A 20,722-nucleotide genomic window follows, 5' to 3' on the forward strand; every position below is an offset into this window, starting at 1 on the left:
GCTCATTCCACAAGCGTCACCCCCGAAGGGGATCAACTTGCTTCCTGCGCTCGACTTGCATGTATTAGGCACGCCGCCAGCGTTCGTCCTGAGCCAAGATCAAACTCTCCAAAAAAGTTTGTATCATATCGACACCAATCGACATGATCCGTCTTAGCTTCGCAGAAAACTGGCTTCTGCTTGTATTTCTTCGAAAAACAGAAAGTCTGTTTTTCCTTGACATACTAGTTGTTCTGTTCAGTTTTCAAAGAGCAATTTAGTAAGTCGCTTATCAATTTGGCGACTTTATTAATATACCATGTTGAGAAGATTAAGTCAATGTTTTTTTGAAAATAATTTAACTGTTTATCTCTCAAAATGTTTATCTTGTTGCCGTCTGTTAAAGCAACGTTAATTAATTTACCACGATTCACTTTTGAATGCAAGTACATTTTAAAAAGAAATTAAAGGAAAGTATATTCATATTATTTAGCCAACTTTCCAACTTGCTATTAAGTCCTTTTCACAATGGAATTTCACCTCTTCTTCTATAGTATATCCAACTATAGAAGTGTATATAAAAGCCCGCCGGAGTGTAACCTCCAGCGGGCTTTACATATACTCATATTATCTATTACGCATTTGGGGAAACAATAGTACATCGCGGATAGACGGCGCATTAGTTAAGAGCATAACTAACCTGTCGATTCCAATACCTAGACCACCTGTTGGTGGCATACCATATTCAAGGGCCTCCAAGAAATCGTCGTCCATAAGATGGGCTTCGTCGTTACCCTCTGCTCTTTCTTTCACTTGGGCTTCAAAACGTTCACGTTGATCAATTGGATCATTCAACTCACTAAATGCATTTGCATGTTCGCGTCCTACAATAAATAGCTCGAAACGGTCTGTAAACCGCTCATCTTCAGGATTTTTCTTAGCAAGTGGTGAAATTGCAACTGGATGTCCATAAACGAATGTAGGCTGGATAAGTGTTTCTTCTACCTTCTGCTCAAAAAACTCGTTTACGACATGGCCAAATGACATGGTCTCTTTTATCTCAATGCCATTTTCCTTCGCAAGCTCTCTCGCTTCTTCGTCAGACATTTCCTTCCAGAAGTCTACTCCAGTTGCCTCTTTAACAGCATCTATCATGTGCACCCTTCTCCAGGCTGGCTCAAGATTCACTTCTTCTTCCCCATAGGTCACTTTTGTTGTACCAAGAACTTCTTTGGCAATATGAGCAATTAAGTTCTCCGTCAAGGCCATAACATCCTTGTAATCAGCATAAGCTTCATACAGCTCAATCATCGTAAATTCTGGATTATGTCTTGTTGATACACCTTCATTACGGAATACGCGTCCGATTTCATAAACTTTTTCTAATCCACCTACAATAAGGCGTTTTAGATGTAGTTCAATCGCGATACGCATATATAAAGGAATGTCAAGCGCATTATGATGTGTCTCAAACGGACGAGCAGATGCCCCTCCAGGAATACCATGCATCATAGGTGTCTCAACCTCAAGAAACCCTTGTCCATCTAAATAACGTCTCATTGATTGAATGATTTTACTTCGCAATACAAATGTCTCTCTGCTATCCAGATTCGTTATAAGATCAAGATAACGCTGACGGTAGCGTTGTTCAATATCTTTAAGGCCATGATATTTTTCAGGTAATGGGCGAAGTGATTTCGTCAGCAGTTGGAATTTAGCAGCTTTTACAGAAAGCTCCCCAACCTTTGTTTTAAACATAACACCAGTGATACCGACGATGTCTCCTAGATCAGTGGATTGGAATAATTCATATGCCTCTTCTCCAACAGCATCTTTTCGAATGTATAACTGAATTTGACCACTTAAATCTTGGATATGGGCAAAACCTGCTTTTCCCTTTCCTCTTTTGGTCATCATTCTCCCTGCTATAGTCACTTGATCTGTCTTCTCTTCTAGTTCTTCTTTCGTAAATTGGTCGTATGAATCGAGTAATTCCTGCGCTAGATGCGTCCGCTCAAATTTACTGCCGAACGGATCAAGTCCTTGCTCTCTGTAATTATTCAACTTGTCACGTCTTACCCGCATATGTTCATTTAATTCTTCTGACACCACTATCACTCCTGTCATTAATATAAATCCATAATCTAATTTATAAAAGCCTGCAAATATTAAGCTAGCAGATCTATTTCTAATTCATTTTTATGGCCGGACATCTTCTGTCTCTTTATCCAGCACTAATTCTTCTCTTGTAATTTCAAGGAAATCTGTAATTCTTTTAAGTAATTCATCGTCTGCCTTCTTCGTTCCTCTTTCTACAGCCCCTATTACAGCAATAGGAACATCTGCCTTTTCCGCAAACGTTATTTGTGTGTACCCTTTTAACTTGCGAAAGGCCTTTATTCTTCTACCGATCCGCTTTGCATCCATATTCGTACATCCTTTATGTCTGTTTCTGGAAGTTCTCTTACTAATTCCTTCACATTTTTCCCAAGTGCCTGTATCAATATCGTTGGTGCAATTTCATGTAATGGTATAAGAACAAAAGCTCGTTGATGCATTCTTGGGTGAGGAATTATTAATCGTTCCGTTTTACTATTTTCATGATTATAAAGCAAAATGTCAAGGTCTATCGTGCGAGGGCCAAAGCGAACTCCCCTCTTTCTACCGAGTTGTTGCTCAATTTCCTGGCACTTGTCCAACAACTCTACTGGAGAATCAGAGGTATGGACATGCACCACCATATTTAGAAAGTCTGCCTGATCGGTATAACCAACAGGCGCTGTTTCATAAATAGAAGAAACCTTCTCTATTGTTATCTCCGAATGAGCCATTAGCAACCGCAGTGCCTCTTTGAGATGGTCTTCTCTCGGTTCAATATTTGTCCCTAATGCAATATATACTGTGTTCATCCTATCTCTCCCTATATATTTCCACGGCAACAGAATGATAATGCCCTGGTATCGGCGGATCAGGCTTTATCACCTTCACCCTACAAGCCGTAAGCATGGAAAAGGAATGAAGCAACGTTTCTGCAATGTCCTCTGCAACGGATTCAATTAGGTTTTTTGCTTCTCCCTCAACAACTGCTTTGATCTTCTCATAGGCTTGTCCATAATGGATGGAGTCATGCATGTTATCTGATTGCCCCGCTTTCTGCAAACTAACGTATAACTCGACATCCACATTAAACCGCTGCCCAAGCTTGTTTTCCTCAGGGAGTAATCCGTGATACCCATAAAACTGGAGGTTTTGCAGAACTATTTTATCCAATTTCTTCACTTCCTGATCTAAGCATTGCATCCATCATTGTGGCCAATTCTTTGTTCATTCTTACATTGTGGACCCGTACAATCTTTATACCTTTCGTTATGCCGAGGCAGGTCGTTGCACCTGTCCCCACATCACGCTGCTTTGGCTCATTATCTAGTACATTTCCAATAAATCGTTTTCTGGAGGTACCTAGTAACATCGGAAAACCTAATTCACGGAATGCCTCAAGGTTATTCATCACCATAAGGTTATGGGCTCCTGTTTTCGCAAAGCCAACACCCGGATCCAATATTATATTCTCTTCCTTTACTCCTGCTGAGCGGGCAATATCAATGCTTTCTTTAAGGTCCTGCTTCATATCCTCGATGATGTCATCATAATCCATATTATCGCGGTTGTGCATCAAAATAATCGGCACATCATATTCTGCCGCAACTTGTGCAATTGCCGGTTCTTTTTTTGCTCCCCAAACGTCGTTAATCATATCAGCTCCGGCCTCTAGTGCTCTTCTTGCAGTTTCTGCCTTATAGGTATCGATTGAAATTGGTAACGATACCTTTTCCTTGATCGCTTTGATAGCAGGAATGACCCTATTTAATTCCTCTTCGAGTGCTACGGGATCATGGTCCGGCCGAGTGGATTCCCCGCCGATATCAAGGATGTCCGCCCCTTCGCCTTCCATAAGGATTGCTTGCTGCACCGCCTTATGAACAGAATCATAGCTACCTCCGTCTGAAAAGGAGTCTGGTGTTACGTTCAGTATTCCCATAATATGTGTTCGTTCTCTTAGATCGTATATAGTATGTTTTGTTTTAATTTTCAACTAAATCGGCCCTTCCTTCGCACCTTTAAGTCACCTACTATCGTACCATAAACCCGCATGGCAGGCGACCTGTTTCGCCATACGCTAAACATGAACCAACGTAAGCTAACCGGTATCCACTGTTCTCCCAGACAAAAGGCCAGCACCTCCGCAGGTGCTGGCCTTACATCAAAGAGTTCTTAGTTATTATCCTCTTCAAATTGGTAAAGCGGTGTAGACAAATAACGCTCTCCATTGTCAGGGAATACAGCTAGAACTTTTTTCCCTTTGCCAAGCTGTTTGGCAACCTTTTTGGCTGCTGCTATCGCGGCTCCAGCTGAAATCCCGCCGAGTATTCCATTTGTAGTAGCTACTTCACGAGAGGTAGCAAAGGCTTCCTCATTTGAAATACGAATCACTTCATCATAAATTTTTGTATCAAGTATTTGTGGAACAAAACCTGCTCCGATACCCTGAATCTTATGAGGTCCAGGCTTATCCCCAGATAGTACAGCAGAATCCTCTGGCTCGACTGCGTATACTTTAATCCCTTTAAAATGTTCTTTTAATACTTTTCCAGCTCCTGTAATTGTCCCACCTGTTCCAATTCCAGAAACAAACGCATCAAGTTCTTCTCCCATTTGCTCGACAATTTCTTTCCCTGTTGTCCGGGCATGTATCTCAGGGTTCGCTTCATTGTTAAATTGTTGTGGCATAAAATAGCCATTTTCTTTCTGTAATTCTGCTGCTTTACTAATAGCGCCTTTCATTCCTTCGGCTCCTGGCGTCAGGACAAGCTTCGCTCCATATGCACGCAGTAGATTTCTTCGCTCTTTACTCATTGTGTCTGGCATGACCAGAATCGCACGGTACCCTTTAGCAGCTGCTACCATCGCGAGGCCAATTCCTGTGTTTCCACTTGTTGGCTCGATAATCGTATCGCCCGCTTTTAAAGCACCCTCTTTTTCAGCTGCCTCTATCATTGCTAATGCAATTCGGTCCTTGACTGAACTTCCAGGATTCATAAATTCAAGCTTTACATAAATGTCAGCACTGTTTTCTTCCGCAATCCCATTTAGTTTCACAATAGGAGTCTGACCAATCAGTCCAGAAATATTATCAGCTACTCTCATTAAAACCCCTCCTAATTCCTAGTCATTTTGTATGATTTAATTCTAATGTACGGTTAATCACGGTAAATGTCAACCTATAGTAGTTTATTCATCATACACCCATTCAATGTCCAGTTCCTCCCATAAAGGGTTCGCGTTTAGGGTTTGGTCGAGTTCATGCATAGCTAGCTCACTTCTAATATATGGTTTCATTTCTTCATAGGTAAAATCGATTGCTGATAACCTTTTGTGCAGGTAAACAATGGCATAACCGCTTCCCACTTCGAAAGGTTCGCTATATGAATGTTCATCCATATCCGCAACTACATCTTCATAGCCTGCAGGGAAGAATTGACTAGTAGTAAAAATGTATCCCATATAGCCGCCATCGTCCCTTGTTTCTTCATCAGTAGAGTACTCTTTTGCAAGCATGTTAAAAGAGGCTCCATTATCCAACTCTTCTACAACTTTATTAGCCGTTTCTTCATCCTCAACTACGATATGGGAAAGCTGCATAGATGGTGTAACATTATACTGGTTGCCGTAGGTTTGATAATGGCTCTCCATATCTCCCTCAGGGATTTCGGTTCCTTCCGTTAACAGCATTTCTAATTGGTAACGGTAACGGATATCCTTACGCCACCCTTCTTCTGCCTTATCAAGTTCTTCCTTGGTCATGACACCTTGCATAGCGGTCAACATTGCTACTTCTCGGTCTATTACTTTCTCGTCTATCTCAATTCCCTTTTCTTCCGCCATTTGACTTACAACCTGGTGGTCAATTAACGTTTTCAATTGTTTTTCTCCATGGTTGGAACGCAAACTGCTCATCCAATTTTCGTAAGTGATTTCCACATCACCAACAGTTGCAACTGGCTTTTTCGCATCAATGGCAGGAACACCTTCATCCTCTTCACTTACAGATGTTTGCTCCCCGTTATTCCAAAAAGTTAAGGTAGCGATATTGGTGATGAGTAGGATTACGATGATGCTAAGCAATAATTTTTTGGACATTCCTCAATTCCCCCTGTGTACCTTGCTCGCTTTACTGCTTTAATGTCTTTAACTCTTCCTCAGTAAAAACGTATTTCTCATTGCAGAAGTGACAACTCGCTTCAGCACCATGGTCCTCCTGAATCATGTTTTCTATCTCTTCATTTCCCAATCCAATGATAGCTTGTTCAAGTCTTTCTCTCGAACATCTACAACGGAATTCGATTGGTAGCTTTTCATGAATTTTTAGCTCTTCTTGACCAAGTAACCGTTCTAGTATTTCCTCTGGGCTATTCCCCTCTCTAATTAACGAAGAAATAGGTGGGATTGATTCAATTTGCTTTTCCAATCGTGTAATAATGTCATCATCCGCGCCTGGCATAATTTGAACAATAAAACCACCAGCAGCCAAAATAGTGTGATCAGGGTTCACAAGAACTCCTGCACCTACCGCAGAAGGGACCTGCTCTGAGTTAGCAAAATAATACGTGAAGTCTTCACTAATTTCCCCGGAAATAACCGGTACCTCTCCTGTAAAGAAATCTTTAAGCCCTAAGTCTTTAATAACGCTTAAGTTTCCTTCTGTTCCTACTGCCCTTGCTACATCGAGTTTTCCTTTATCATTTAAATCAAAATCCACATGCGGATTCGATACATAACCACGGACATGGCCATTCGCGTCAGCATCTGCAATGATAGCGCCGATTGGTCCTCCACCTTCTACTTTTACAGTTAGTGAATTTTCACCTTTTAACATAGCCCCCATCATTGCTGTAATGGTCAACGTTCTCCCCATAGCAGCAGATGCAGTTGCCCAGGTATCATGTCTTCCACGAGCCTCTTCCACTGTTTCCGTAGATGTCGCAGCATATGCTCTTACTTTCCCCTGGTATGCCGTTGCTTTTATTAAATAATCCTTCATGCTGTTTTCCTCCTTTTGTACATTACGCTTTGTAATTCTTTTGATAGATCAGGTAAAGTCCTTTTAATGTTAAATGAGGGTCTACATGATCAATCGTGTCTGATTCATGGGAAATTAACGATGCCAATCCCCCAGTGGCTATAACTGTTGCTTTTACATTGTGTTGTTTCTCAATACGTTTTACTATTCCATCGACTTGACCAACATATCCATAAAACACACCAGACTGCATTGCTTCCACTGTTGAAGTTCCTACTACACGCTCTGGTGGTACAATTTCTATTTTAGGCAACTTAGATGCTTTGCTATAAAGTGCTTCCATTGAAACATTTATGCCCGGGGAAATAACGCCGCCTACATATTCCTCGTCCTCATTAACATAGCAATACGTTGTAGCTGTACCAAAATCAATAATGATTAATGGTCCCTTGTATTCCGTGATGGCGCCCACCGCATTTACAATACGATCCGCTCCAATCTCATGTGGATTTGGGTACTGCATTTTAAGATGGGACTGAACATCTGCCTTCCCGATAACCAGGGGTTCTATATTAAAATAAAGCTTGCACATTTTCTCCAACGCAAACATTATCGGCGGAACAACAGATGAAATGATAACCCCATGTATATCTGAAAAGGCTATCCCTTTATGATCAAGTAAAGACTTAATTAGCATTCCAAATTCATCTTCTGTTTTATAACGGTCTGTCTTAATCCGCCATTCGTGTTTAAGCTCGTCCTGTTCAAACACTCCCAGAACCGTATTTGTGTTTCCTACATCCAGTACAAATAGCATAACGTATCCAGACCCTTCTATATAAAGTGAAACTTCGTTTGGTGGGGGTAAGGCGGGATAAGCCTCTTAAATCCCAATTTCACCTTATAATATAACATAATTCAACATGAAATGTGCAATGTCTAGATTCGCTACCCCTGTTGAATAAGGCTTTCTTTTAGGCTCGCTAAAATATTTCTCCTCCTTGCCTAAAATCACCTCTTAGATAATGTGTTATAAATACTGCAAAACCATAAAGGGACCAGAACAAGAAAGGTAACCTAGATAAGCAAAAAGGCAGCCCTCCAATTTGGAGAACTGCCTTTCATTTATCAATTAATCTTATTTATTCTCTTTATCGTCATCATCACCGGAAGCAGGTTTGTTATCCTGCATAATCGGATCATTAATATAACGATCTTTTTCTTCTTTATGTTGTACCTCTTCCTTTGCTTCTGTGTATGATTCCGGCTCTTCGTCTTTAGATTGAATGTTTACTTTCACATCTTTAGATTCCGTACCGTAATCTTCTGGCTCAGGAAGCGTGCCATCTTCAAAGAGTGCTTTGATTTGTTTCGCATCAAGTGTTTCTACATCAAGAAGCGTTTTGGCAACTAATTCAAGCTTATCGCGGTTTTCCGTAAGAATGGTTTTCGCGCGCTCATAACAATAATTGATGAAATTCTGCATTTCCTGGTCAATATCATGTGCAATGGCATCACTATAATTCTGCTCATTGCCGATATCTCTACCAAGGAATACATCGCCACCGCCGCCACTAGTAAACTGGAGCGGTCCTATTTTATCACTCATACCGTACTCGGTGATCATCTTACGAGCAATTCCTGTTGCACGTTGGAAGTCATTATGTGCTCCAGTACTTGCTTCTCCAAAGATTAATTCTTCGGCAACACGTCCACCAAGTAGCCCTGTAATCTTGTCAAACAGCTCTGGCTTTGTCATGAAGTAACGATCTTCTCTTGGTAGCATGACAGCATATCCGCCAGCCTGGCCACGAGGAACAATGGTTACCTTATGAACCATATCTGCATCATCTAGGACCATCCCGATAATCGTGTGACCACTTTCATGGTATGCAACGATATTACGTTCTTTCTGTGAGATAACTCTGCTCTTCTTCGCAGGACCTGCGATTACTCTGTCAATCGCTTCATCGACATCAAGCATATTGATCTCAGTTCGATCTGAACGAGCCGCAACAAGTGCTGCTTCGTTAAGAAGGTTTTCCAGATCCGCACCAGAGAATCCTGGGGTACGCATCGCAATAATTTTTAGATCCACTGTGCTATCTAGTGGTTTATTTCTTGCGTGAACTTGCAATACTTCCTGACGACCTTTTACATCAGGGCGGTCTACCGTAATTTGACGGTCAAAACGTCCTGGGCGTAAGAGGGCTGGATCAAGAATATCTGCACGGTTTGTTGCAGCAATGATAATGATACCTTCATTAACACCAAAGCCGTCCATTTCAACAAGTAATTGGTTCAATGTTTGCTCACGTTCATCATGACCACCGCCGAGTCCAGCACCACGCTGTCTACCAACAGCATCAATTTCATCAATGAAAATGATACATGGCGCATTCTTCTTCGCGTTTTCAAATAAATCACGTACACGGGATGCCCCGACACCAACAAACATCTCAACAAAGTCAGAACCACTAATAGAGAAGAATGGTGTTCCGGCTTCTCCAGCAACTGCACGTGCCAACAATGTTTTACCTGTTCCTGGAGGTCCTACAAGCAGTACCCCTTTAGGAATTCTCGCACCAACGGCGGAGAATTTACGTGGATCCTTCAAGAAGTCCACTACTTCAACGAGCTCTTGTTTCTCTTCATCAGCACCTGCTACATCTTTAAAACGTACCTTTTTCTTTTCTTCACTGTACATTTTAGCTTTGCTTTTACCAAAGTTCATGACACGGCCACCGCCGCCTCCACCTTGTGCCTGGCTAAGTATAAATAAGAAGAACAGTCCGATAATTAGAAACGGTATCATAGTAGTTAGAAAAGTTACCCAAGCACTTGGCTGTTCCTCTTCTTCTACTTTAAGTATACTTTGTTCCTGAGCCTGATCTGTGATCGAGGCAACTATATCTGTATTATCTGGAACCTGTGCTACGAATTGTTTTTCTTCATCCGTAAGTGTTCCGGAGTAGCGGATAATACCATTTGCTGGCTGCATCGTCATTTCTTCGATTTCACCATTATTTAAAGCATCCGTAAATTGTTTTACATTAAATTCTTCTGCTTCTTCATTCTGTCCGTTAAATACTCCTATTACGCCGACAACGACAAAAAATATGAGTACCCAGAAGAATACATTGCGAAATATCCGATTCATTGCCTACCTCCTCCCAAGCGGGAAAAACTATATAACATCGTACCATAAGAAAAAGTTGGAATACAACTAATTTCCCTTATTCAACCAGTTTAATCCATGAATTGCTCTTAACGCTTTTAAATCCCTATTTTATTGAAGAAAAACTATTCTTCTCCACCATAAATTTTCGGCTTAAGTACACCGATATATGGAAGGTTGCGGTATTTCTCTTGATAGTCTAAACCATAACCGACAACAAACTCATTAGGCACTTCAAACCCAACTATGTCTGCTTTCACTGCTGCTGTTCTGCCAGAAGGTTTATCAAGCAGTGTTACAATTTTAATGGACTTGGCTTTACGGTATTTAAACAGATCCACTAAATAACTTAAGGTTAAACCACTATCGATAATATCTTCAATTATCAGCAGGTCCCGGCCTTCTACCTTTGTATCAAGGTCTTTGACTATTTTAACTTCACCAGAAGATCTCATTTCACCCCCGTAGCTGGAAACATCCATAAAGTCCATTTCCAAATGAACCTCTGTGTAACGAAGGATGTCAGACATAAATGGCATTGCCCCTTTTAGGACACCAATTGCCAATGGGAATTTCCCATCATATTCCTTAGTCAGTTGTTCCCCAAGTTCTTTACACTTATTAGTGATATCTTCCTGGGAGATTAAAATTTCCTTAATATCGTCGTGCATGTTTGCTCCTCCTACATGTTGCCATTTTCATAGTGTAATTGAATATACGAAGCAGAGTTCGACTTTCTTTTGGGGTATCCCTTTTTCAGGCCGATAAGCCAGAGAATTTCCCCATTATTATCTGTTACAATTGGCCAGGTATCCCTCTCATTTCTTGGGATTTTTGCATCGATAAAGATGTCTTTTACTTTTTTACTTCCATTCAAACCTTTCCAACGCATCTTATCACCAAATTGCCGTGTTCTAATATGTAATGGTAAAGCTACCTGATCCATACTACAAAAATATGTAAGCTCGTCCTCCTCTGTACACTTATTAACGGACAAAGCCGTAACGGTCGATCCGTCTGGTAAGGAAACCTTCCCTGGTATCTCCATTATGTTATGAAACGTGCCGCCTTGCTCCTGTTGCGTTTCAAAATAAAACCGTACATTTGCATAGGACTTTTCCAACTTTAAATGGTGGGGGAAATCAATTTGGACATTGCTTTTTTCACTTTGTAATAATGAGAAAAAATGCGCTTCGTGTACATAAGATAGGTTCTTTGGCAAATCTTCATACAGATAATTTAATATTAGATGAAAGGCACGTCTTTGTAAAGCGCGGGGGTACTGCTTGAAGCTATTAATTTCAAACATGGCTTCACAATTGGAGAGATTAGTTCCAACCACAGCTTTAACCATATTTTTAGCTTCCATCTGAAGGAAGTTTTCATCCTCTTGAAGGGTTTCACTTAAGTGCTGCATTGTTGTATGTATATTACTGTTTTTTTCTTTTATTAATGGTAGAACTTGTTTTCTAAAATAATTCCGTGTGTAATTTATCTCATTGTTAGAAGGATCTATTCTCGGAACGATTTGTTCTGCAACACAATAGGCTTCAATTTCTTTTTTGGTGACACAGAGAAATGGTCTAATAATTCTACCTGTCGCAAAGGTTCTTTTAACAGGAATCCCTGATAAAGTGTTTGAGCTTGCTGAACGGACAAATTCCATTAACATTGTCTCGACTTGGTCATCCCCGTGATGCCCCAACGCTAGATAGGATGCATTAAAACGTTGCATTTGTTCAGCAAAGAACTGATAACGAAGCTCCCTCGCAGCAATTTGGGTTCCAAGGTGGTGTGTTTCTTTATACGCAGGAACGTCCAAAGAAGTTCCAACAAATTGAATATCCCACTGCTTGCACATTTCCTTTACATAGTGAAGGTCCTCCAAGGACTCCTCTCCCCGTAATTGATGGTCTACAGAAATTGCAATGAGTTTAAGCTGCCACTCCTTTCGCAAACTTTTAAGAAAGTGTAAAAGCGCCATGGAGTCAGGCCCCCCGGACACCCCTATAAGGACGGTAGCATTCATTGTAAGTAACTGTTTTCCCTTTATAAAAGAAAGGATTGTGTTTTTCATTATGTGCATCTCCAACTAACCCATTTTTGTTCATCCTATCACAGAATTAGCAGGGAATAAAGCAAGCTCCACTGCTGAACCAGACTATAAAAGCAGGGATAACAAATAGTAGCCAACAGCTAAGAAGGTTAAGCCGCCTATTTCCATTGCAACCGGTTTTGTCGATTTCGTCTTTTTCCTACTCTGGGTACGAGTTTGTGTTTGTTTATGGTGTTGAACCCTTTGTAACAGCTGTATTAGTTCTCTTTTCATATCAGCACTTGAAGTGTATTTGCCAATTAACGCTTTTTTCAATACATGACGATATGGTGTAAGTGCTTTTACCTCATTGAGTTTTCGCATTAAAGTTGCTTCTGGGTTGGCCCCTTTTTCAAACCGCTTTGGATAATATACATGTAAGAACACCATCACAAAGGCGAATAAATCATAGCTCGGTTCAGCCTTTCTTGTCCCCATTCCCCAATATCCCCGATCATAAAACTCTGTGTACTCCTTAATTGCTCGACCAATTTGTGTGGTTCCTCCCACATCCACCCACCGAAGCCTTGGCGGTGTCTGGATGACCATCAAGTTCTCTGTCTTTAAATCACCGAAAACCCATCCAGACTGATGAAGTTTGTTTAGATCCTCCAAAAGCTGGAGCATGAAAACGCCAAGCCATTCTTTCCCCTGCTGTTGAATAAAGGCACCTAAGGGTTCTCCCTTTAAGTATTCCATGACATAAAAGGAATACTTTACCCCAAGCGGGGATGCCCAATCATCGACATCCAATAAATAAGGCCCAAGACGAGTACCCTGGACCTTTTCAAGTGATTTTAGTACATTGACCTCTACCGTCATTGATGTGCTATTGTCACTAATTTTTAGTGCGGCAGGTCGTCCATTGACATCACATAAGTAGACGGAGCCGATTGCACCTGCTCCAAGCTTTTTCTTAATTAGATATTTCTTTTTGTGCCATTTACCTTCAATGAACATCCCTGGTCTAACTTCCGAATCATGCTTCTTCCAATCCTGCTTCATCATCCCTGAAGCTCCTTAGTAAGGTTTTCTTTCCAAACTGATACATTGCTTCCCTAATCGCTGGACCTGTTGGTGTAATACCACCACTCGTTAGCTTTGGAAAGATAGTGGAAATGGAATCAAGTCTCGGAGACCAGTCAAATACTTTTTCCATATCCTTGCGTTTACCAGGGAAACTAAAAATGCTGAACCGATTCCGTCCGATTCTTGCATTTAAGCTGAGCGAAAGATCGATTAATGCTTCCTTCACTGTCTCAAGTTTATCATGCATACTGGCGCTTGTATCAACGAGTACAAGTACTTCCAGGTCACATGTCTCCCCCATATCCTCCACAACTTCCATAATTTCTCCTCGTTTTTCCGGATCAAGGTCTTCCATGGATTGCTCTGAGCCGAGTATTTGCTTTAGTTCCTTGTTTACAAAGCCTTGCAATGTTTGCGTCATAGCCTGTTTTGTAACCATCTGTACAGTTTGGGATAGGGATTGCTTATAGACAAGCTGACTTACCCCGCCGCCTGATTGCGCGATCTCCTCGACTTCTTGTAACCCTTCTGTCTCTTCTGTGTGTGTATCTTCCATAATCCCAATTACATTTACGGTGATACCTTGCTGATTTGCAAGCGCAGCAGTAGCAGCTGGGTCTTCCCCCTTATTAGAACATCCGTCTGTTATAAGTAATATTTGCTTTATCGTACCTTTTTTCAAAACCATCTACCTCCCGTTTATTCCAGTAACATCATCGCCAGAAAAAGGAAGGTTTATACATTTTCACAAGCCATATTCCTACTCTATTGCGCTTTGTCACGATAAACAGGAACTGCTGCCCATTCTGGTTTGTTCTCGGTAATCTTAGCCACAAGCACGGTCATATCATCTTCAATTTCGCCAGCGCGTGTCCGAACAACCTCCTCTAGTAATAAATCAGCAATTTCTTGCGGATCCTCTGTCTTCATTTCACGGATTTTTCGTTTTAACCACATATCTGTGTTTTCCACATGCTTTGGACCATCAAATATTCCGTCACTCATCATAATAAGGACATCCCCCGCCATAAGCTGATCATTCACGATGTCTACATCGAACTCCTGAATAATTCCCATTGGTAAATTGCTTGCCTCCACGCGAATAAGCTTGTCTCCTCGTTTAATGAAACTTGGTGATGAACCAATTTTTAAAAAGCGAACAAACGCATTATGCAAATCGATCACTGCTAGGTCTAATGTGGCGAACATCTCATCCGTTGTTCTTAATGAGAGAATAGAATTAATCGACTTGATAGCTACCTTCTCTGGAATACCGGTCTGCAAAATTTGCTGTAAGAGTCTTAATGTTTCCATGCTTTCCTCTCTGGCACGTTTTCCGTTCCCCATTCCATCGCTAATCGCCATGGCGTATTTCCCTGCACCAAGCTCTATTGTTGTAAAGCTATCACCTGATACAAGTCCTCCACCCTTCGCTGCATTGGAGGCACCTGTTTCCACAACAAACGCTTTTGCTGAGCCAAAGGAGATGTAACTATACCCATTTGGGAATGGCGAAATCTCCTCTTCCTTCACGATAATCATTTCGTTTAATATATCTGAGAGAACAGGTGCAATCAGCTTAGATCCCTCTCCGTTATAACTATAAAAACTAACCGTCATATCGATGTCCACACTGCCTTTTTCAAGACGGTAGATGTCAAGCTTTTCAAGATCTATTCCCATATGCTTCAGTGCATTAATAATTTGCACCTCCTGCTGCTCATGCTGCTGCCTTTCTTTTAAAATCTCTTTTGCAAAGTCATCCATTACCTCCGAAACACCTTGTAATTGATCTGCTACCAACCGCTTGCTTTCCATTACTTGTTGTTTCAACCTTCTATTTGCTTCCAAGAAGGACGTTTCTTCCTTCATTGCTTCTACTACCTTCTTAGATTTCACACAGTAATTTTCAAACTCCCTGGCTACTTTTCGGTTAGGCTCATTTCCTTCCGCCATATCCTCTTTCATTTCTTCCATATAAGCATAGGTCTTATCAAACTGCTTCTGCCAGCAGCGTTCCTTCATAAAGCAGGTCTGACATGTTTTCTCTGTCACCTGGCTTAGAAAATAGTCTGTTTCTCGCTTTGAATCCTCTTCTTCCAGTTCGGGTGGATCCATGGTGTTAAAGCTTTTCGATAGGGCTTCAAACACATCGGAAAACTGCTCGACACGTTTTGCCGTCACATTGCGGACTTTTTGTAAATACTGTTCTTGCTCTTTCGTGTATTCTTCTGTTCCAGGGATATAGCGGGCAATCCGTTTAAAGATACTTGCTGGCGTTAGTAGGAATAAGACGATCGCCATAGATGACTCTATGATGGATGGTACAACATTGGCAGCATCACCATAAATGCCAATTAGAAAAGTACCGACAAGCAAACCAGCAGCCACCCCTGGCTTCTTCCCTTCCTTAAGTAAGCCACCAAGTAGGCCAGAAAATGCGAGCAAGCTCATCTGATAAAGATTGGCTACATTCGCAAGGGATAGAATTAGCCCCGCTACTACCCCAACGGTAGAACCAATCGCTGCACCTCCAACAAACGATAATAGCAATACAAAGTATCTAGACAAAACCTGCTCCGCCGAGGCACCATATAGCTCCCATCCAATTGTACCTGTGAGAATGGATGCTATAAGAATAATCACACAGACAATTTCTTCATTTTTCAAACTCGGTTTATAACGTTTAGGGGATAAAAGTGGGATACTCTGCATAAAGATTAATACAAGGACCGTTCCCAGAACACCCTCGACAAAGAGTAGCAACCATTCATAGGAGCTTAGCTGCCCATTAAGAGAATATAGAAATAGACGGGTTGCCACTGTGGAAGAAAAGACAAATAGGGGAATAAGGATCTGCTGCCTTTTGACTTTCTTAAAAAACCCGGCCATTAAAATAAATAACAATATAGCAATAGAAAGAAAAATACTTTGCGGGATTGAATAAGTTAACGCACCCGCTAAAACAGCGAGAAGGGATCTGGCTGTTTTTTCTCGATGAACAAACCACATCGTTGCGAGAAACGCTACTGCAAAAGGCGATACTGCAGAAAGGATAACAGCTCGTCCCAACAGAAAGCCAACAATGTAGTAGAGTAGCCCTTTATCCAAAAACAGCGTTGAAACTTTAGTATGGACCTTTCTTCGAAGCGCTTTCACCTTATTACCATTCTCTGCTCCATATACACCAGGATCTACCCCAGAAATTGAACTCATATAAAACCACTCCCGTCATTAGTGAGGTTAATTAAACCACATTATGACTTCTTTTTTTGTCAAAACAACAGAGCAGGTCCCATAAATCGTTCGACGTCTTTTTAGTACTTCAGCAGAGTTCTACATGGTAAGAAGTTTTTTGTCTGCAGGCAGTAACCCATTACATAGCGCAATTTAGTCGATAAACCACCTAATTATGATTTCGCTTTAAGAAAATTTCATTGCCGAATCAGCTGAGGTTATGGCGAAACGAAGTATTTATAACTTCACATGTTACATAAGCTGCGTAATTCCCTTTCACAGAAAATAATTACTTTTATATTTCTAGTAAAAACCCCTTGCCAAAGTATCCACTATTTCATATAATACTTCTTATGCCGAAATGTTCGTGCATGAACTAATTTACAACTAGGAGTTGAATTGCATGGATAACGAAGAAAAGATCAGGCACATTACGTATTCCTTTCGCAAGATGCACAATATCTTCCATAAGCAGATGTGGCATCATGCCAATGAGCTTGGTGTTACAGTAGTGCAGTTACAAATCCTTAAAATATTGGATGATGAACCAAACCTTAGTTTGGCTCAATTATGCGAACGAATGAATAGTGGAAAGAGCGCTGTTTCCACTACCGTTGATCGATTAGTAAAGGCAAATTACATCCAGCGAGAACATTCTAAAGCTGACAGAAGGGCCATTGTTCTGAGTTTAACCCCGCTCGGAAAAGAAAAAAAAGAGGAAACGCATGCATTATATTTTAAACGGCTGGATCCGTTAGGAGAAATTAGTGAACAAGACTTAGAAGAACTGTTGCGTTTGCATCAGTTAGTTCAAGAAAAAATGAAATTAATCGGAGATGATATACAATGAAAGATCGTTCAGCATATGTAGAGGCTTCAGAGGTACCTAAAAAACCCATAATATTCGTTATGGTCATGGGTGCATTTGTTGCTATCTTAAACCAAACACTTTTGAATATAGCATTACCAGTCATGATTGTAGATATGGATATGTCAGCAAACGCTGCACAATCCCTGACGACGATTTTCATGCTGGTTAACGGAATTCTTATTCCCATAACCGCTTTTCTTATGGAGAAGTTTTCAACAAGGCATTTGTTCCTTACAGCAATGTCCTTATTTGCTCTCGGAACACTAATTTGTGGAATATCATTTTCTTTCCCAACGCTTCTGGCCGGACGTGTCGTACAAGCATCTGGTGCTGGAATAATGATGCCACTCCTAATGAATGTCATCCTAAGCCTATTTAGTATTGAAAAACGTGGTGCAGCCATGGGATATATTGGTCTAGCAATGATGTTTGCTCCAGCCATTGGTCCAACACTATCAGGGATCATTGTGCAAAATTATTCTTGGCGTGTACTATTCTTTATTGTATTCCCAATTGTCGTAATCGATATTATCCTTGCCTATTTCTTATTACGAAATGTAACCAAACTATCTAATCCAAAAGTAGATGTTAAGTCCATCGTCCTTTCCACATTCGCCTTTGGCGGCCTGCTTTATGGGTTTAGTAGTGCAGGAGAAAAGGGATGGGGAAGTCTTACTGTTATTTTGACACTCGCAATTGGTGCAGCTATTATGTTTCTCTTTGTTCGAAGACAGCTTCGCATGAAAACACCAATGCTTGAGTTTCGCGTATTTAAATACAATATGTTCTCTCTAACTACAGTTATCAGCGTAGTAGTAACCATGGCCATGTTTGCAGCCATGATCCTAATTCCAATCTATTTACAAAACATCCGTGGTTTCTCACCACTTGAGTCTGGTCTATTGCTATTGCCCGGCGCTTTAATTTCAGCAATCATGTCACCTATTACTGGTAAACTATTTGATAAAATTGGCGCCCGTCCACTGGCTTTAGTCGGTTTATTCCTTACAGCAGTGACAACCTATTTCTTTGCAAACCTGACTGACAGCACAGGATATTATTCCATGATGGCATTATATACTGCACGAATGATCGGTATTTCCATGATTATGATGCCCATTATGACCGCTGGGTTAAATCAGCTTCCAAGACGACTTTATTCTCACGGTACCGCGATGGCCAATACCTTACGCCAAATGTCTGGTTCAATTGGTACAGCCTTTTTAGTTACAGTAATGAGTGCCCAAACAGCCAAACATATACCAGAATTTATGCCGGCTACCGGGATGCCTACAGAAAAACAAATGGGGGTTATCGAAAACCTTGCTACTATCGAAGGAATTAACGATGCCTTTACAGTGGCAACCGTCTTTGCATTAATTGGGTTCGCTCTCTCCTTCTTTATCAAAAAGACAAAACCAGTCGAAGAAGATGAAGCCTACAATAAGCAAATGGCAGATAAAACTGCAGCTAAAATGCAAACCCGTACGAATCTACAAACAGACAAGTAAGAAGGGATATGTCAGCGTTGGCTGGCATGGCCGGTTTTAGGCGACCTATCTTTATGGGACGAATCGATGGTGCGCATGTCTCCATGACCTACATGATGAGCATTATGCCTGAGCTTTCCTTGCGTTTTGCTCGTCATAACCCCGCAATGATAGGCATACGTGTAAAGGCGCAAAACCCTTATCAGGGAAGGGCGATTTGCGAGACATTGCAGGATGCCTCCTCAAAATGAGAGGCATCCTATCATTTTTTTTCAAAATCTATTGACACGTGGGCTGTCCTGCTGTATTATATTTTTTGTTGACTTATTTTGGCGGCGTAGCTCAGCTGGCGAGAGCGTACGGTTCATACCCGTGAGGTCGTGGGTTCGATCCCCTCCGCCGCTATCACTAACCCCTCTGCATGATGCAGAGGGGTTTTTATTTTGCCATTTCTAAGGTTCTCACAGTCTAAAGAACAAAAGCGCAGGGCGCCCGTTTAAAAACGTAGCGAGTGGAACGAATCAACTAAGATAAAGGAATCATGCCCCCACAAAGGGGGTATGTCGGCGTTGGCCGGCAAGGCCGATTTTAGTCGACCTACTTTAATTTTTGAACCGATGATGACTTTCACCCTCCGGGTATAAGTGCGACTAGGCCGCTGGTTTTTACCAGTCGGCAAGTCTTCTTTATCGTAGGCGATTTCGTGAAGTCACCTAGTTTCTGAGTGCTGGAGCTGGACGTGGCTACTTCAGTTGTTTTGTTATCCACAGCACTCACATTTTATAATTTCCTATGCAATAATAAAAACAGGAATCACCACAGCTGGTGATTCCTGTTTTTTATCTTCATAGAGCATTGTCTATAGACAGCAACTGCTATCCTCTCTTAGCACCCCGTCCTCCGCGTTTGGATTCCGTGTGTTTCTTCAAAGAGGATAAACGGTCTTCAGAGTCTTTAAGGAAACGATTCATTTTAGATTCAAATGACTCTGTACGCTCCCTCGTATCACGTTGCGGACGCTTTGGTTTGTCTTTTGCCTTCTTGATCGACAGTCCAATCTTGCCATCCTTCCCGACATTAATTACTTTGACCGTAACTTCATCACCCACACTCAGGTGTTCGTTAATGTCTTTGACATAGTTATCGGCAACCTCACTAATGTGTACGAGCCCAGTAGTGCCTTCTTTCAGCTCCACAAAAGCCCCAAAATTAGTGATCCCTGTTACCTTTCCCTGCAACTTGCTGCCTACTTCGATTGACATAAAAAAATGCTCCTCCTTAAAATTTTAAAAAAAACGAGCAATCTTTCATCCTCGTTTTTAATGTGCTACATAAAACACAATCGCTTTGTATTATATTATAGCGAAGCTTTCAAAAGTGTGTCAATAAGAGGGGTCTTCCTCAGGTATCTTAAAAATAAGCTCTCCCTCTTTTGAGAAGAAGTAGTTCGTACGGGCTATTTCTAACACGTAATCCTCATCATTTAACAAGGATATTTCTTCTTTCAGGTTCACTTCTTTCTTTTCCAATACCGACAGTTCCTTTTCAAGCTCCTCATATTGGTCAAGCTTCTCCGCATAAACCGTTCGTTGTTTCACATGGTATGCAGCAATGCCTCCTATTACAATGGCGACAACAATAGAGAATAATACCAGCCTACGGACCAAACGTTGCTTCTTTCTCTTCTGTCTTTGTATGTAAACATCATATTGCTGCGTATAATTTGAATTTAGTTTTGCTACCGATTCTTTGTTAGAAGACAAAG

At 41.2% G+C, this 20,722-nt stretch carries 20 protein-coding genes, 1 tRNA gene and 1 rRNA gene; 4 read left to right on the forward strand and 18 right to left on the reverse strand.

All coding sequences use genetic code 11. The features are described 5' to 3' along the window. From ACTWPF_RS00005 to spoIIE, 16 genes are all read right to left on the reverse strand, one after another. Window positions 1-115: ribosomal RNA gene (locus tag ACTWPF_RS00005) — 16S ribosomal RNA — on the reverse strand; the annotation flags it as partial. Window positions 116-606: 491 nt separating this feature from the next. Next, window positions 607-2,106: a lysine--tRNA ligase gene (lysS, locus tag ACTWPF_RS00010; RefSeq protein ID WP_443147914.1), complete on the reverse strand. Its 1,500-nt coding sequence runs from the start codon at window positions 2,104-2,106 to the stop codon at window positions 607-609. Between the two features lie 72 nt (window positions 2,107-2,178). Further along, window positions 2,179-2,406 (reverse strand): helix-turn-helix domain-containing protein, encoded by a 228-nt coding sequence (locus tag ACTWPF_RS00015; RefSeq protein ID WP_106895398.1) that lies wholly within the window; start codon window positions 2,404-2,406, stop codon window positions 2,179-2,181. After that, window positions 2,376-2,888 (reverse strand): 2-amino-4-hydroxy-6-hydroxymethyldihydropteridine diphosphokinase, encoded by a 513-nt coding sequence (gene folK, locus ACTWPF_RS00020; protein WP_106895397.1) that lies wholly within the window; start codon window positions 2,886-2,888, stop codon window positions 2,376-2,378. Before folK ends, ACTWPF_RS00015 begins: the two co-directional genes overlap by 31 nt. A gap of 1 nt (window position 2,889) precedes the next feature. Beyond that, complete coding sequence (gene folB / locus ACTWPF_RS00025) at window positions 2,890-3,249, reverse strand: dihydroneopterin aldolase (RefSeq protein WP_443147915.1); 360 nt, start codon at window positions 3,247-3,249, stop codon at window positions 2,890-2,892. Further along, window positions 3,242-4,072: a dihydropteroate synthase gene (folP, locus tag ACTWPF_RS00030; protein ID WP_443147916.1), complete on the reverse strand. Its 831-nt coding sequence runs from the start codon at window positions 4,070-4,072 to the stop codon at window positions 3,242-3,244. Before folP ends, folB begins: the two co-directional genes overlap by 8 nt. A gap of 179 nt (window positions 4,073-4,251) precedes the next feature. Beyond that, window positions 4,252-5,184, reverse strand: coding sequence for a cysteine synthase A (gene cysK / locus ACTWPF_RS00035; RefSeq protein WP_161464234.1), 933 nt, complete (start codon window positions 5,182-5,184; stop codon window positions 4,252-4,254). A gap of 84 nt (window positions 5,185-5,268) precedes the next feature. Beyond that, window positions 5,269-6,177, reverse strand: coding sequence for a peptidylprolyl isomerase (locus ACTWPF_RS00040; protein ID WP_443147917.1), 909 nt, complete (start codon window positions 6,175-6,177; stop codon window positions 5,269-5,271). A gap of 31 nt (window positions 6,178-6,208) precedes the next feature. Then, window positions 6,209-7,078, reverse strand: coding sequence for an Hsp33 family molecular chaperone HslO (gene hslO, locus ACTWPF_RS00045; protein ID WP_443147918.1), 870 nt, complete (start codon window positions 7,076-7,078; stop codon window positions 6,209-6,211). 22 nt (window positions 7,079-7,100) lie between these two features. Then, window positions 7,101-7,874 (reverse strand): type III pantothenate kinase, encoded by a 774-nt coding sequence (locus tag ACTWPF_RS00050; protein ID WP_106895393.1) that lies wholly within the window; start codon window positions 7,872-7,874, stop codon window positions 7,101-7,103. Window positions 7,875-8,195: 321 nt separating this feature from the next. Beyond that, entirely contained in the window at window positions 8,196-10,217 is a 2,022-nt protein-coding gene (gene ftsH, locus ACTWPF_RS00055; protein ID WP_106895392.1) for an ATP-dependent zinc metalloprotease FtsH, read from the reverse strand. Between the two features lie 143 nt (window positions 10,218-10,360). Then, the gene (hpt, locus tag ACTWPF_RS00060; RefSeq protein WP_106895391.1) at window positions 10,361-10,906 is read right to left on the reverse strand and encodes a hypoxanthine phosphoribosyltransferase; all 546 of its coding nucleotides are present in this window, start codon (window positions 10,904-10,906) and stop codon (window positions 10,361-10,363) included. Window positions 10,907-10,917: 11 nt separating this feature from the next. Beyond that, window positions 10,918-12,312, reverse strand: coding sequence for a tRNA lysidine(34) synthetase TilS (gene tilS, locus ACTWPF_RS00065; RefSeq protein WP_443147919.1), 1,395 nt, complete (start codon window positions 12,310-12,312; stop codon window positions 10,918-10,920). Window positions 12,313-12,396: 84 nt separating this feature from the next. Next, on the reverse strand, window positions 12,397-13,335 hold the full coding sequence (locus ACTWPF_RS00070; RefSeq protein ID WP_443148835.1) for a protein kinase domain-containing protein: 939 nt from the start codon (window positions 13,333-13,335) through the stop codon (window positions 12,397-12,399). After that, on the reverse strand, window positions 13,310-14,041 hold the full coding sequence (locus tag ACTWPF_RS00075; protein WP_036578230.1) for a VWA domain-containing protein: 732 nt from the start codon (window positions 14,039-14,041) through the stop codon (window positions 13,310-13,312). Before ACTWPF_RS00075 ends, ACTWPF_RS00070 begins: the two co-directional genes overlap by 26 nt. A gap of 83 nt (window positions 14,042-14,124) precedes the next feature. Beyond that, window positions 14,125-16,575, reverse strand: coding sequence for a stage II sporulation protein E (gene spoIIE / locus ACTWPF_RS00080; protein WP_106895389.1), 2,451 nt, complete (start codon window positions 16,573-16,575; stop codon window positions 14,125-14,127). 424 nt (window positions 16,576-16,999) lie between these two features. Between spoIIE and ACTWPF_RS00085 the strand changes: the two genes are divergently transcribed. The 4 genes from ACTWPF_RS00085 (at window position 17,000) to ACTWPF_RS00100 (ending at window position 19,362) form a co-directional block, all read left to right on the forward strand. Next, window positions 17,000-17,446 (forward strand): MarR family winged helix-turn-helix transcriptional regulator, encoded by a 447-nt coding sequence (locus ACTWPF_RS00085; RefSeq protein ID WP_106895388.1) that lies wholly within the window; start codon window positions 17,000-17,002, stop codon window positions 17,444-17,446. Beyond that, window positions 17,443-18,978: a DHA2 family efflux MFS transporter permease subunit gene (locus ACTWPF_RS00090; protein WP_443147920.1), complete on the forward strand. Its 1,536-nt coding sequence runs from the start codon at window positions 17,443-17,445 to the stop codon at window positions 18,976-18,978. Before ACTWPF_RS00085 ends, ACTWPF_RS00090 begins: the two co-directional genes overlap by 4 nt. Window positions 18,979-19,031: 53 nt before the next feature. After that, window positions 19,032-19,208 carry a hypothetical protein gene (locus ACTWPF_RS00095; protein WP_443147921.1) on the forward strand — a complete coding sequence of 59 codons (177 nt, stop codon included), beginning with the start codon at window positions 19,032-19,034 and terminating at the stop codon, window positions 19,206-19,208. Between the two features lie 80 nt (window positions 19,209-19,288). After that, window positions 19,289-19,362 (forward strand) — tRNA-Met (locus ACTWPF_RS00100). Window positions 19,363-19,832: 470 nt separating this feature from the next. On the opposite strand, the gene ACTWPF_RS00105 is transcribed toward ACTWPF_RS00100, so the two are convergent. Together ACTWPF_RS00105 and ACTWPF_RS00110 are read right to left on the reverse strand one after the other, a co-directional pair. Then, entirely contained in the window at window positions 19,833-20,219 is a 387-nt protein-coding gene (locus ACTWPF_RS00105) for a S1 domain-containing RNA-binding protein (RefSeq protein ID WP_036578227.1), read from the reverse strand. 120 nt (window positions 20,220-20,339) lie between these two features. Next, window positions 20,340-20,720, reverse strand: a complete 381-nt coding sequence (locus ACTWPF_RS00110; protein ID WP_036578225.1) for an FtsB family cell division protein — start codon at window positions 20,718-20,720, stop codon at window positions 20,340-20,342. Window positions 20,721-20,722 lie beyond the last annotated feature (2 nt).

It is taken from the genome of Oceanobacillus sp. M65 (assembly GCF_052246275.1).
Taxonomy (GTDB): Bacteria; Bacillota; Bacilli; order Bacillales; family Amphibacillaceae; genus Oceanobacillus_B; species Oceanobacillus_B jordanicus.

What these genes read in the sequence shown, in the direction of transcription:
- ACTWPF_RS00050 (WP_106895393.1), bottom strand. Translation starts at nt 7,874, where the DNA reads ATGCTATTTGTACTGGATGTAGGAAACACAAATACGGTTCTGGGAGTG.
- ACTWPF_RS00040 (WP_443147917.1), bottom strand. Translation starts at nt 6,177, where the DNA reads ATGTCCAAAAAATTATTGCTTAGCATCATCGTAATCCTACTCATCACC.
- folK (WP_106895397.1), bottom strand. Translation starts at nt 2,888, where the DNA reads ATGAACACAGTATATATTGCATTAGGGACAAATATTGAACCGAGAGAA.
- ACTWPF_RS00070 (WP_443148835.1), bottom strand. Translation starts at nt 13,335, where the DNA reads ATGAAGCAGGATTGGAAGAAGCATGATTCGGAAGTTAGACCAGGGATG.
- ACTWPF_RS00095 (WP_443147921.1), top strand. Translation starts at nt 19,032, where the DNA reads ATGGGACGAATCGATGGTGCGCATGTCTCCATGACCTACATGATGAGC.
- hslO (WP_443147918.1), bottom strand. Translation starts at nt 7,078, where the DNA reads ATGAAGGATTATTTAATAAAAGCAACGGCATACCAGGGGAAAGTAAGA.
- ACTWPF_RS00090 (WP_443147920.1), top strand. Translation starts at nt 17,443, where the DNA reads ATGAAAGATCGTTCAGCATATGTAGAGGCTTCAGAGGTACCTAAAAAA.
- ACTWPF_RS00085 (WP_106895388.1), top strand. Translation starts at nt 17,000, where the DNA reads ATGGATAACGAAGAAAAGATCAGGCACATTACGTATTCCTTTCGCAAG.
- ACTWPF_RS00015 (WP_106895398.1), bottom strand. Translation starts at nt 2,406, where the DNA reads ATGGATGCAAAGCGGATCGGTAGAAGAATAAAGGCCTTTCGCAAGTTA.
- ftsH (WP_106895392.1), bottom strand. Translation starts at nt 10,217, where the DNA reads ATGAATCGGATATTTCGCAATGTATTCTTCTGGGTACTCATATTTTTT.
- hpt (WP_106895391.1), bottom strand. Translation starts at nt 10,906, where the DNA reads ATGCACGACGATATTAAGGAAATTTTAATCTCCCAGGAAGATATCACT.
- spoIIE (WP_106895389.1), bottom strand. Translation starts at nt 16,575, where the DNA reads ATGAGTTCAATTTCTGGGGTAGATCCTGGTGTATATGGAGCAGAGAAT.
- cysK (WP_161464234.1), bottom strand. Translation starts at nt 5,184, where the DNA reads ATGAGAGTAGCTGATAATATTTCTGGACTGATTGGTCAGACTCCTATT.
- lysS (WP_443147914.1), bottom strand. Translation starts at nt 2,106, where the DNA reads ATGACAGGAGTGATAGTGGTGTCAGAAGAATTAAATGAACATATGCGG.
- ACTWPF_RS00105 (WP_036578227.1), bottom strand. Translation starts at nt 20,219, where the DNA reads ATGTCAATCGAAGTAGGCAGCAAGTTGCAGGGAAAGGTAACAGGGATC.
- tilS (WP_443147919.1), bottom strand. Translation starts at nt 12,312, where the DNA reads ATGAAAAACACAATCCTTTCTTTTATAAAGGGAAAACAGTTACTTACA.